Source organism: Caulobacter sp., assembly GCF_049283275.1.
Classification (GTDB): domain Bacteria; phylum Pseudomonadota; class Alphaproteobacteria; order Caulobacterales; family Caulobacteraceae; genus Caulobacter.
The window spans coordinates 1-11,077 of sequence record NZ_JBAPVS010000230.1; the positions used below are offsets into that span (position 1 = coordinate 1).

The window sequence follows — 11,077 nt, forward strand, 5'->3', positions numbered from 1 at the left end:
GTCCCGCCCCGCTCGAGGCGGTGGCCGTGGCCAAGTGCCTGGCCCACTGGCTGGCGGCCGGCGCGCCCCTGGCCTTCGCCGCGCCGATCGCCGCCCTGGCCCTGGGCGCCTCGTCGCACATCATCCCGCTGCTGATCGCCTGCGCCCTGGCCGGGGGCCTGGCCTTCTCGTTCCTGGGCGGCCTGGGCGCCAGCCTGGCGCTGGGTTCGAAGCGCGGCGGCCTGCTGGTGGCGGTGATCGTCCTGCCGCTCTACGTGCCGCCGGTGATCTTCGGCGCCGGGGCGCTGGACGCTTTGGCTGGGGGGCTCCCGTGGACGGGCGGCCTGTTCCTGCTGCTGGCCTATTCCGCTGCGGCCGTGGCGCTGGGGCCCATCGCTATGGCGGCGGCTTGTCGGAACGCGCTGGATTAGATGCCAACATCCGCTTTCACCCATCGAGGACAAGCGAAGCTAAGCGTTGTCGGCCTCGACGAGGCGGGCCTCGTTAAGTTCAAGGCTTTTCCCTATGGCCGGGTTGGCCGCGAAGATCGCATCGTGGCGCTCAGCAAATTTTGAGTCCCTGGAACGCTCCGCCCGAAGATATCCAGCCAGTGAGTGAGCAATGTAGTCGGCCACTTCAAGGGCTGGCTCGCCGGCGTCCTTATCAAGCGTGGCCCACGAAATAGGGATACCTACGCCGTCTTGTTGACGGGTGAGCGCCCTGTTGGGCCATTGCTTCCGAATTAACGGTAACAACGGGCCATCCTCAAAGACGACTGATATCGCCTCGGCAGGCTCGTCCGATGACATTAGCTCGGCGATTGAAGCAAGAAACTGCTCAAGGGCGATCTCCAGAACCGGAGCTTTTGGGAAGCCGCCAACGTCGAACACGGTTCGATCCGTAACGCCGAATCCAACACGTCTGAAATCGCCGTTGAGAAAGAATTTCTGCATTGTGGCCACGTGTCGCCGACCAAAACGTCGACTTAATTCCCTCATGTGGATCGGCTTCTCACGACTGCCAGTGATGGCCGCGCGGACATCAAGCCACGGCTGTCTGATCGAATGTTCTATATCTCGTCCCCAGCAAGCACATCCGCCTAGAACAAATACTGGATTGCCAGGATCGCGCAGCTCTCGATCGCCGGCTTCATCGACGAAAACGACGACTTCACGACTGCCGTAGTGGAACTTCTCGAAGTTCATAGGTCCCGACACATTCTTTCAATGCATCAACTTAGCCAGAGTTGAATTGTTTTTCGCGCAGCGTCAACTAGCTGACATTCGCAAGTCGGTCTGGGACTTGGAGCCAAAGGTGGATCTGGCAGACACCCACTTCCGGAGCTCAGCCGGCCAGCTTTACTTATTCACCCCATAACCGACTAAATCGGCCCCGCGCTGCACGTAACCGGCGGGGTCCGCCGCTCGCCCAGCACCACCGCGAAGCTGCCGGCGATGATCATCAGCCCGCCGGCCGCCAGGGCCCAGGTCAGGTGGTCGCCGAACAGCCAGACCCCGACGCAGGCGCCCATCAGCGGCTCGATATTGATGAACACCCCGGCGCTGGCGCTGTCGACCCGGGCCGAACCGAACTGCCAGGCCGCCGTGGCCAGCAAGGTGCTCAGGACGCCCAGGCCCAGGATCCCGCTCCAGGCGACCACGCTGAGATCCAGCTTCGGCGGGCCGTGCATCAGGAAGGCGATCGGCGTCACCGTGGCGGCGGCGATGATCACCGTCACCGCCGGGATGGCCATCTCGTTCGGCGCCTTGGGCGCGCGGCGCATCACGGTCAGCCAGGCCAGGAAGATGAACAGCGAGCCCAGCGACAGGGCCACCCCCAGGGGCGAGCCGGCGCCGTCGGGCTTGCCGGCGATCAGGGCGGCGCCGAGCGTCGCGGCGGCCACCCCGGCCCACGAGGCGCGGCTGACCTTTTCGCCCAGCAGCTTGGCCGCGATGGCGATCAGGGCCGGCATGGCCCCGACCAGCAGGGCCGCCAGGGTGACGCTGACATGGGCCAGGCCTTCGAACTGCACCATGAAGGCGATCCCGTACAGCGCCCCGGCCGCCAGGATCACCGGCGAGCCAAAGAGCGCCCGCGTTTCGGCGGTCCGCAGGGCGAACGGCGCGGCGACCACCGCCGCCACGGCGAACCGCAGCAGCACCATGTGGGCGGAGTCAGTTTCGCGCAGCACCAGCTTGCCCAACGGAAAGCCGAGGCCCCAGCAAAGGCCGGAGATGATCAGGGCGAGGAAGGCGATACGTTTCATGGCTGGGCTTCTAACCGTGTTCGCGCCGAGTTGCGTCAGCACCAAGCGCTGCGGGAGAATTCCCCGTCCCAAGTTGCTTGGCGACAGGCTCAGGATGAGGAGTTCGAATGCCGACACCGCAAAAGTAGCCCTCATCCTGAGCTTGTCGAAGGACGAGGGCGGCCCGCAAGCAGCTAGAGCTTCAGTCCGAACCGTGGTCCGATCGCCGTCATCGTCAGATAGAGGCCGACGGTCACCGCGCAGCCCAGGCCCAACGCCATCCAGAAGTTCACGCCCCGCCGCAGCAGGGCCGGCACGATCAGGAACATCGGCAGGGACGGCAGCACGTACCAGAACGTGGCCTCCACATGGGTCGCCATCCGGCCGACGTCGCGGGTGTCGCGCCACAGCCACAGCATGCCCAGGATGGAGATCAGCGGCAGCGAGGCGACCAGGGCGGCGAAGCCCGGCTGGCGCTTGGCGATCTCGGACACCAGGGCGATGATCACGCCGGAGATCGCGGCCTTGGCCAGAAGATAGAGCATCTGCGAAGGCTCCTTGGGGTGTCGCCGCGAGACTTCCGGCGCGACGTCAAAGCGTCAGGGACGGCCTGTCCGTCAGTTCTGCAACATTCGCCGGGGATTCTGACATCCCAGCGTTACATGGGGAATCGAGGTTCAACTCAAGGGACTTTTACCGGAGCACCTCCATGCGCTTGCAATCGCGCGGCCTGGCCTTGACGGCCGCCGCCGTACTCACCCTGTCCACCGCGGCGGTCGCCGTCGCCCAGGACGCCTCGCCGCCGCCCGGCATGCCACCGATGGCCGACGGCGGTCCGGGCGGTCCGATGATGCGCCACCACCGCCCCGACCCCGAGGCCCGCGCCCAGCACCTGCGCGACGTGCTGCAGCTGCGTTCCGACCAGGACGGCGCCCTGAAGGCCTATCTGGCCGCGTCCGGTCCGAAGGACTGGAACAGGGACGGAGGCAGGCGCGACGCCGCCGCCGGTCCGCCCAAGGCGCTGACCACGCCCGAGCGCCTGGACCGCGAGACCGAGCACCTGGCCCGCGCCAAGGCCCGCATCGACGCCACCCGGTCGTTCTACGCGGCCCTGTCGCCCAGTCAGAAGAAGGCCTTCGACGCTCTCGGCCCGATGGGCGGCGGCCATGGCCGGATGATGCACCGCGCCCAGTTCCGTCACTTCAAGGGCGGTCCGGGCCATCCGCCGATCGCGCCGCCGAAGGCTGACTGAGTTCGGCAGGAGGCTCCCCTAGGTAGCCTCCACGATTGCGGGCGCCCTTAAGGTCTTCTAAGGCTCGGAAATGGGCGCCCGTGATCAACACCATCCGCTGGATTTCCTGACGAACCCCGAGCGGTTCATGGCCTTTTCCCGTTGGGCCGCGCCGATGTTCGGCGTGATCGCCGCAGGTCTGGCCGCCGTCGGCCTGGTCCTGACCTTCGCCGTCCCCGAGGACTATCAGCAGGGCGACACGGTGCGGATGATGTTCATCCACGTGCCGGCCGCCTCGCTTTCGTTGTTCGTCTATCTCTGCTTGGGGATCGCCAGCTTTCTGGCCCTGGTGTTCCGCCACGCCCTGGCCGACGCCGCCGCCGTGGCCTGCGCGCCGCTGGGCGCGGCCTTCACCGTCCTGGCCCTGGCCACGGGCTCGCTGTGGGGCCGGCCGATGTGGGGCGCCTGGTGGGTGTGGGACGCCCGGCTGACCTCGGTGCTGGTGCTGCTGCTGTTCTATCTGGGCTACCTGGCCCTGCGCTCGGGCCTTGAGGACGAGCAGAAGGCGGCCCGGGCCGCCGCCATCCTGGCCCTGGTCGGCCTGATCAACCTGCCGATCGTCAAGTTCTCGGTCGAGTGGTGGAACAGTTTGCATCAGGGCAGCTCCACCCTGTTCGCCAAGCCGGAAAACCGCCTGCCGGCCGTCTATGCCTGGCCGATGCTGGTGATGAGCCTGGCCTATCTGTCGGCGTTCGGGGCCCTGTGGCTGGTGCGGATCCGCGCCCTGGTCTGGCGGCGCAAGGCCCGGGCCCTGGCCTTGCAAGCGGCGGAGGGTTGAGCATGCACTTCGATTTCGACGCCGGGAAATACGCCGTCTATGTCTGGCCGGCCTTCGCTCTTTCGGCCGCCGTCTTCGTCTGGATGATCGCCGACAGCCTGGCCTCGGCCCGCCGCTGGCGGCGCGAGGCCCAGCGGCTGCAGGCCTTACGCGAGGCGCGCAAGCCGTGAGGCGCTGGATCGGCTTCGCGCCGCTGATCGTTCTGGTGGCCCTGGCGGTGCTGTTCGCGGGCTACGCCCTCAAGCACGACCCGCGCGTCCAGCCCGACGCCCTGGTCGGCAAGCCGGTCCCGGCCGTGGTCCTGCCCGACCTCGACACCGGAGAGATGGTGGCGGTGCGGGAGGCGCTGTCAGGCCCGCACCTGATCAACTTCTATGCCTCCTGGTGCGCCCCCTGCCGCGTCGAGGCTCCGCAGCTGATGGCCCTGAAGGCCCGAGGCGTGACCGTGGTCGGGATCGCCTACAAGGACGAGCCGGCCCGCAGTCAGGCGTTCCTGGCCGAACTGGGCGATCCGTTCGCCGTCAAGCTGGTCGACCGCAACGGTCGCGCGGGCATCGAATTCGGCGTCACCGGCGTGCCCGAGACCTTCCTGGTCGGGGGCGACGGCATGATCCTGGCCAAGCACAGCGGCCCGCTGACCGACGCCGACGCCCAGAAGATGTTGGCCAAGCTGCGTTAGACGCGGAAAGGCCCGGACGGCTTGCGCCGGTCCGGGCCCTCGTTCGATTCTGGCGGTTCAGGCCGTTAGCAGCGCGAACCCTTGCCGATCTGGCTGCCGGCATAGGCGCCGACGCCGGCGCCCAGCAGGGTGCCGGGGGTGCGGTTGCCGTTGGAGACCGAGTTGCCGAGCAGGCCCCCGGCCACGGCGCCGATGATCGCGCCGGTCGCCTTGCCGCTCTTGCGGTCGGCGCGGCAGCGGTCGTAGCGGTTGTCATAGCGACGATCGTAACGGCTGTCGTAGCGCTCGTAGCGATGGTGGTCGCGATCATAGCGGCCGTCATGCGCCGAGGCGAAGCTGGGGGCCGAAACCAGGCTCAGAGCGGCCGTGGCGGCGGCGATCATCGTGGCGGCGGTCTTGGTGGTGGTGCGCATCGGCTTTCCCTTTCAGGTCAGATCCAGTCCGACCGCCCGGCCCCGATCCGGGTCGATCTTGGGGACACCCTACGCGCGGCTGTCTGAACGGCGTCGACAACCCGACTTTCATCTGGCGTTCAGGTTCATGACCGCCCTGCGGGTTTTCCCCGATTTTTAATGCGTCGGACCCGCGACCATTAACCGCGCGTTGACCATGCTCGCCGACTTTCCATTAACCATGATAGAGTCGCATTCATGAGCACGATCCGCCCCACCGGCCTGCCCTCCGTTCCCACGAGACCCGCATCCGCGCAGGGATCGCCGGCGGCTGGCGGCTCGCGCGCCGCGGCGTTCTTCCAGGCGGCCGTCAACGACGCCGCCGCGACCCGGCCCACGACTCCGCCGATCGCCGTCCAGCTGCAGACCCAGGCCCAGCCCCAACGTCAGCCGCCGGCCCGTCCGTTCGTCCAGCCGGCCGAGCAGCCACAGCGGATCCTGCGCCCCGGCTCGCTGCTGAACATCCTGGTCTAGACCCTAGGTCGGCCCCTAAACCGGCCAAGTCTCCGGGCTCATCGCCAGCACTTCGCCCGCCAGATAGAGCGAGCCACAGATCAGCACGTGCGGGGTCGGCGTCATCGCCAGCGCCTTGTCCAGCGCCGTCTCGACGCTGTCGCAGGCATGGGCCCGCAGACCCGCCAGCTCGGCCGCCGCCGCCGTCTGGGCGGCGCTGGCGGCGGCGTGGCCTTCGAACGTCACCGTGAACACCTTGGCTCCCAGCGGCGCGAACGGCGCGAAGAAGCCGCTGGCGTCCTTGTTGGCCAGCAGGCCCGAAATCAGCGCCACGGGCCGTCCGTCGCGGGCCGCCAACTCGCCCAAGGCTCGGGCCACGGCCTGGCCGGCATGAGGATTGTGGCCGCCGTCCAGCCAGAGATCGGCGCCGGCCGCCCTGGCGCGCTGCGCCAGCGGCCCGGCCGTCAGGCGCTGGAACCGCGCGGGCCAGGTCGCGGCTGCGATCCCCTGGGCCATCGCCGCCTCGTCGATGCGCGGGTGGTTCAGGACCAGCAGCGTCGCCACCGCCAGGCCGGCGTTGGCGAACTGGTGCTCGCCCGGCAGGGACGGAGCCGGCAGGTCCAGCAGGCGGTCCTGAAGTTGGACCAGCAGCCGTCCGCGCTCGTTCCAGGCGTCGAAATCGCGGCCCGCCAACGTCAGGGGCGCTTCGAAGAGGTCGGCCTCGCGCTCGACGACCCGTTCGGCCTCTTCGGCCTGGCGGGCGCTGACCACCGGGGTGTTGGGTTTGATGATCCCGGCCTTTTCCTGGGCGATGGCCGCCAGGGTGTCGCCCAGGAACTCGCGGTGGTCGATGTCTATCGGGGCGATGACGCTGACCGCCGGCATGACCAGGTTGGTGGCGTCCAGGATCCCGCCCAGGCCCACCTCGACCAGGCACAGGTCGGCCGGAACTTCCGAAAAGGCCTGGAAGGCCGCGGCGGTGGTGATTTCGAAGAAGGTGATCGGCAGGCCGGCGTTGGCGGCTTCGACCCGCTCCAGCACGTCGGCCAGGTGCTCGTCGGTGATCAGGACGCCGGCCAGGCGGATGCGCTCGGAAAAGCGCACCAGATGCGGCGAGGTGAAGACGTGGACCTTCAGGCCGGCCGCCTCGGCCATGGCCCGCAGATAGGCGACGGTCGAGCCCTTGCCGTTGGTGCCGGCCACGTGGATCACCGGCGGCAGGCGCTTCTGCGGATCGCCCAGGGCGGCGCATAGCCGGATCATCCGATCCAGCGACAGGTCGATCAGCTTGGGATGCAGGGTCTGCAGCCGCGCCAGCGCGGCGTCATGGGCGCGAAGGTGGTCGGTCATGGAGTGTTCGCCCTCGTCCTTCGACAGGCTCAGGATGAGGGCTATTGCTCGCTCAGGCTAAACTCGATCCTCATCCTGAGCTTGTCGAAGGACGAGGATCGTTCGCCAACTTTGGCTAAGCCGCCTTCAGTCCGCGTCCCATCATCAGGGTGCCCAGGATCGAGCCCAGCACAGCCGGCAGCTCCTTGCGGGGCGTGACGCGGTCGACCATGCCCTTCTCGACCAGGTATTCCGAGCGCTGGAAGCCCGGCGGCAGGGTCTCGCGGATGGTCTGCTCGATCACCCGGGGACCGGCGAAACCGATCAGGGCGCCCGGCTCGGCCAGGTGCACGTCACCCAGCATGGCGTACGAGGCGGTGACGCCGCCGGTGGTCGGGTCGGTGAGGACCACGACATAGGGCAGGCCGACGTCCTTCATCTGGTTGATGGCCAGGGTCGTGCGGGCCATCTGCATCAGGGACAGGGCCCCTTCCTGCATCCGCGCGCCGCCGGCGGCGGTGAAGGCCACCAGCGGAACCTGGCGCTCGATCGCGGCCTCGGCGGCGGCGATGAAGCCTTCGCCGGCGGCCATGCCCAGCGAACCGCCCATGAAGGCGAAGTCCTGGACCAGGGCCACGGCGGGAACGCCGCCGACCTTGCCGAAGGCGATGGCCATGGCGTCCTGCTCGCCGGTCGCCTTGCGGGCGGCGGCCAGGCGGTCCTTGTAGGACTTGCCGTCCGAGAACTTCAGCGGATCCTCGAACACGGCCGGGGTCGGCAGGACCTCGAATTGCGCTTCATCGAAGGTGAATTTGAAGCGCAGCTCGGGACCGATGCGCATGTGGCGTCCGGCCGGGGTGACCCACAGGGCCGCCTCCAGGTCGGAGCGGTAGATCATCTCGCCCGTGTCGGGGCACTTGACCCAGAGGTTCTCGGGCGTCTCGCGTTTCGCGAACGCGCCGCGCACGCCGGGCGCGATCCGCGACAGCCAGCCGCCGCGTCGCTCGGTCGCGACCTTGGTCTTGTCGCCCTTTTTGGGCCCCTGGGGTTCAGCCATCGCCATAGCCTTCAGCCTCACGCCAATTCGAGTCGCGCCGACCGCACAGCCTTAGCCAGCTCCGACGCCTTGAGAAGAACCTTCTCGGTCACGTTTTCGTTCATCTTGGCCGCGGACTCTATTTCGTCCACCAGGGCCGAGCCCACCACGGCCGCGTCGGCGACGCGCGCCACGGCGGCCGCCTGGACCGGGGTGCGGATGCCGAAACCGACGGCCACCGGCAGACCCGAGGCCGCGCGCAGCCGGGCCACGGCCGGGGCCACGTCGCCGGCGTCCGCCGACTTCACGCCGGTCACGCCCGCCACCGACACGTAATAGACGAAGCCCGAGGTGCGGCGGACCACCATCGGCAGCCGCTTGTCGTCGGTGGTCGGGGCGGCCAGGCGGATCAGGGCGATCCCTTCGGCCTCCAGCGCGTCGGTCAGGGGCCCCGCTTCTTCCGGCGGGCAATCGACGATGATCAGGCCGTCGACACCGGCCGTCGCGGCGGCGGCGGCGAAGGCCGGGAAGCCGCGATTGAGCACCGGGTTCAGATAGCCCATCAGGATGATCGGGGTGTCGCCGTCGCCCTCGCGGAAGGCGGCGACCAGGTCCAGCGTGCCCTGCAGGGTCATGCCCGAGGCCAGGCCGCGCTGGGCGGCGCGCTGGATGGTCGGACCCTCGGCCATCGGGTCGGAGAACGGAAAGCCCAGCTCGATCAGGTCGGCGCCGGCGCCCGGCAGGCCCTTGAGCACGCTAAGGGTCGTGGCGGCGTCGGGATCGCCGGCCATGATGTAGGTCACGAAACCGGCGCGGTTCTCGGCCTTCAGCGCCGCGAAGCGGCGGTCGATACGGTCTTTGGTCACGCTGGATAGGTCCTAGATCTTGCGCCCGAGAGCCTCGGCCACCGTGAAGATGTCCTTGTCGCCGCGACCGCAGAGATTCATCACCACGATCTTGCCCTTGCCCAGTTCCTTGGCGATGTCGCCGACCCGGGCCAGGGCGTGGGCCGGCTCCAGGGCCGGGATGATGCCTTCGAGGGTCGAGCACAGCTGGAAGGCCGCCAGGGCCTCGTCGTCGGTGGCCGAGACATATTCGGCCCGGCCGATCTCGTGGAGGAACGAGTGCTCCGGACCGATGCCCGGATAGTCCAGGCCCGCCGAGATCGAGTGGGCGTCGATGATCTGGCCGTCATCGTCCTGCAGCAGGTAGGTCTTGTTGCCGTGCAGCACGCCCGGCCGCCCGCCGGTCAGCGAGGCGGCGTGCTTGTCGGTGGAGACGCCGTGCCCGGCCGCCTCGACGCCGATCAGCCGCACGCCCTCATCGGCCAGGAACGGGTGGAACAGGCCGATAGCGTTGGAGCCGCCGCCGATGCAGGCCACCACGGCGTCGGGAAGACGCCCTTCCATCTCGAGGATCTGCTCGCGCGCCTCGATGCCGATCACGCTCTGGAAATCGCGGACCATCACCGGATAGGGGTGCGGGCCGGCCGCGGTGCCGATCAGGTAATAGGTGTCGTGCACGTTGGTCACCCAGTCGCGCATCGCCTCGTTCATGGCGTCCTTCAGGGTGCCGGTGCCCGAGGTCACCGGGCGCACTTCGGCGCCCAGCAGGTTCATGCGGAACACGTTGGGCTTCTGACGCTCGACGTCGGTGGCGCCCATGTAGACGACGCACGGCAGGCCGAAGCGGGCGCAGACGGTGGCGGTGGCCACGCCGTGCTGGCCGGCGCCGGTCTCGGCGATGATCCGGGTCTTGCCCATGCGCATGGCCAGCAGGATCTGGCCCAGGGCGTTGTTGATCTTGTGCGAGCCGGTGTGGTTCAGCTCGTCGCGCTTGAAATAGATCTTGGCCCCGCCGAAGTGCTCGGTCAGCCGCTCGGCGAAATAGAGCGGGCTGGGTCGGCCGGCGTAGTGGGTGTTGTAGCCGGCCAGCTCGGCCTGGAAGGCCGGGTCCGCCTTGGCGGCGGCGTAAGCCTCGCCCAGCTCCAGCACCAGCGGCATCAGGGTCTCGGCGACATAGCGGCCGCCGAAATCGCCGAAGCGACCGTTGGCGTCGGGATAGGCCGAATAGTCGTTGGGCTTGCTGGGGGCGTTCACAGGGCCATCCAAGGGTTCAGGCGCGTTTGACGGCGTCCAGGAACGCCGTGATCAGAGCCGGGTCCTTTAGGCCGGGACCCCGTTCGACGCCAGAGGAAACGTCCATCAGGGGCGCGCCGGAAGCCTTGATCGCCTCGGCCACGTTCCACGGATCCAACCCTCCGGCCAGGAAATGCGGGCGAGAAAATCGCCGGCCTTCCAGCAGGCTCCAGTCGAACCTTGCGCCGGTGCCGCCGGGCAGGGCTGATCCTTGCATGGGTCTCGCGTCGAACATCAGGTGCTCGACGACGCCGTCGAAGGCGGCGGCCTGGTCGACGTCGGCGGTCGACGAGACCGAGAAGGCCTTGATCACCCCGGCGCCGCTGCGCTGGGCGATCTGGCGAACGCGGGACGGGGTCTCCTTGCCGTGCACCTGGATTAGGTCGGGCTTCAGCGTGGCCATCAGCCGATCGACCAGGGCGTCGTCGGGATCGACCGTGACGGCCACGGTCTTGACCGGGCGGTTCCGGAGGGGCGCGGCCAGCCGGGCGGCGGTCTCGGGGTCGAGGTTGCGGGGGCTCTTGGCGAAGAACACGAAGCCGACGAAGGCCGCGCCGCCGCTCACGGCGGCGGTGACGGTCTCGGGCGTGGAGAGCCCGCAGATCTTGGCCTTGGTGGTCATGGAGGGGGAGGTACGGTTTCGAGGTCGTGGGTGCAAGACCCCCTCCGGCCCTCCGGGCCACCTCCCCCAGAGGGG

The 11,077-nt window shown here is 68.5% G+C and carries 15 protein-coding genes; 6 read left to right on the forward strand and 9 right to left on the reverse strand.

From position 1 onward, the window contains the following. Window positions 1-410: heme exporter protein CcmB (locus tag WAL33_RS12985; protein WP_422181968.1), on the forward strand; the 410-nt coding region annotated here is incomplete at its 5' end. Between the two features lie 39 nt (window positions 411-449). Here the strand turns inward: WAL33_RS12985 and WAL33_RS12990 are convergent. The 3 genes from WAL33_RS12990 to WAL33_RS13000 all read right to left on the reverse strand — a co-directional run bounded on the left by WAL33_RS12990 (window position 450) and on the right by WAL33_RS13000 (window position 2,769). After that, window positions 450-1,184 (reverse strand): DUF3800 domain-containing protein, encoded by a 735-nt coding sequence (locus WAL33_RS12990; protein ID WP_422181969.1) that lies wholly within the window; start codon window positions 1,182-1,184, stop codon window positions 450-452. A gap of 176 nt (window positions 1,185-1,360) precedes the next feature. After that, entirely contained in the window at window positions 1,361-2,245 is an 885-nt protein-coding gene (locus WAL33_RS12995; protein ID WP_422181970.1) for a DMT family transporter, read from the reverse strand. 173 nt (window positions 2,246-2,418) lie between these two features. Continuing rightward, the gene (locus WAL33_RS13000) at window positions 2,419-2,769 is read right to left on the reverse strand and encodes a DUF3147 family protein (RefSeq protein WP_422181971.1); all 351 of its coding nucleotides are present in this window, start codon (window positions 2,767-2,769) and stop codon (window positions 2,419-2,421) included. Between the two features lie 164 nt (window positions 2,770-2,933). Here WAL33_RS13000 and WAL33_RS13005 point away from each other — a divergent pair, with 164 nt between their 5' ends. From WAL33_RS13005 to WAL33_RS13020, 4 genes are all read left to right on the forward strand, one after another. After that, the gene (locus WAL33_RS13005; RefSeq protein WP_422181972.1) at window positions 2,934-3,476 is read left to right on the forward strand and encodes a Spy/CpxP family protein refolding chaperone; all 543 of its coding nucleotides are present in this window, start codon (window positions 2,934-2,936) and stop codon (window positions 3,474-3,476) included. 70 nt (window positions 3,477-3,546) lie between these two features. Continuing rightward, window positions 3,547-4,293: a heme ABC transporter permease CcmC gene (gene ccmC, locus WAL33_RS13010; protein ID WP_422181973.1), complete on the forward strand. Its 747-nt coding sequence runs from the start codon at window positions 3,547-3,549 to the stop codon at window positions 4,291-4,293. 2 nt (window positions 4,294-4,295) lie between these two features. Continuing rightward, complete coding sequence (gene ccmD, locus WAL33_RS13015) at window positions 4,296-4,463, forward strand: heme exporter protein CcmD (RefSeq protein ID WP_422181974.1); 168 nt, start codon at window positions 4,296-4,298, stop codon at window positions 4,461-4,463. Then, window positions 4,460-4,972, forward strand: a complete 513-nt coding sequence (locus WAL33_RS13020; protein WP_422181975.1) for a DsbE family thiol:disulfide interchange protein — start codon at window positions 4,460-4,462, stop codon at window positions 4,970-4,972. Before ccmD ends, WAL33_RS13020 begins: the two co-directional genes overlap by 4 nt. Before the next feature lie 65 nt (window positions 4,973-5,037). Here the strand turns inward: WAL33_RS13020 and WAL33_RS13025 are convergent, their stop codons facing one another. Continuing rightward, window positions 5,038-5,385, reverse strand: coding sequence for a glycine zipper 2TM domain-containing protein (locus WAL33_RS13025; RefSeq protein WP_422181976.1), 348 nt, complete (start codon window positions 5,383-5,385; stop codon window positions 5,038-5,040). A gap of 237 nt (window positions 5,386-5,622) precedes the next feature. Here WAL33_RS13025 and WAL33_RS13030 point away from each other — a divergent pair, with 237 nt between their 5' ends. Continuing rightward, window positions 5,623-5,898 carry a hypothetical protein gene (locus tag WAL33_RS13030; RefSeq protein ID WP_422181977.1) on the forward strand — a complete coding sequence of 92 codons (276 nt, stop codon included), beginning with the start codon at window positions 5,623-5,625 and terminating at the stop codon, window positions 5,896-5,898. 15 nt (window positions 5,899-5,913) lie between these two features. On the opposite strand, the gene WAL33_RS13035 is transcribed toward WAL33_RS13030, so the two are convergent. The 5 genes from WAL33_RS13035 to WAL33_RS13055 form a co-directional block, all read right to left on the reverse strand. Beyond that, window positions 5,914-7,227 (reverse strand): bifunctional folylpolyglutamate synthase/dihydrofolate synthase, encoded by a 1,314-nt coding sequence (locus WAL33_RS13035; protein ID WP_422181978.1) that lies wholly within the window; start codon window positions 7,225-7,227, stop codon window positions 5,914-5,916. A 115-nt stretch (window positions 7,228-7,342) separates the two neighbouring features. Next, entirely contained in the window at window positions 7,343-8,269 is a 927-nt protein-coding gene (locus WAL33_RS13040; protein WP_422181979.1) for an acetyl-CoA carboxylase carboxyltransferase subunit beta, read from the reverse strand. A gap of 11 nt (window positions 8,270-8,280) precedes the next feature. After that, the gene (trpA, locus tag WAL33_RS13045; protein WP_422181980.1) at window positions 8,281-9,108 is read right to left on the reverse strand and encodes a tryptophan synthase subunit alpha; all 828 of its coding nucleotides are present in this window, start codon (window positions 9,106-9,108) and stop codon (window positions 8,281-8,283) included. Between the two features lie 12 nt (window positions 9,109-9,120). After that, entirely contained in the window at window positions 9,121-10,341 is a 1,221-nt protein-coding gene (trpB, locus tag WAL33_RS13050) for a tryptophan synthase subunit beta (protein WP_422181981.1), read from the reverse strand. Window positions 10,342-10,357: 16 nt separating this feature from the next. After that, window positions 10,358-11,002 (reverse strand): phosphoribosylanthranilate isomerase, encoded by a 645-nt coding sequence (locus WAL33_RS13055; RefSeq protein WP_422181982.1) that lies wholly within the window; start codon window positions 11,000-11,002, stop codon window positions 10,358-10,360. Window positions 11,003-11,077: the final 75 nt, after the last annotated feature.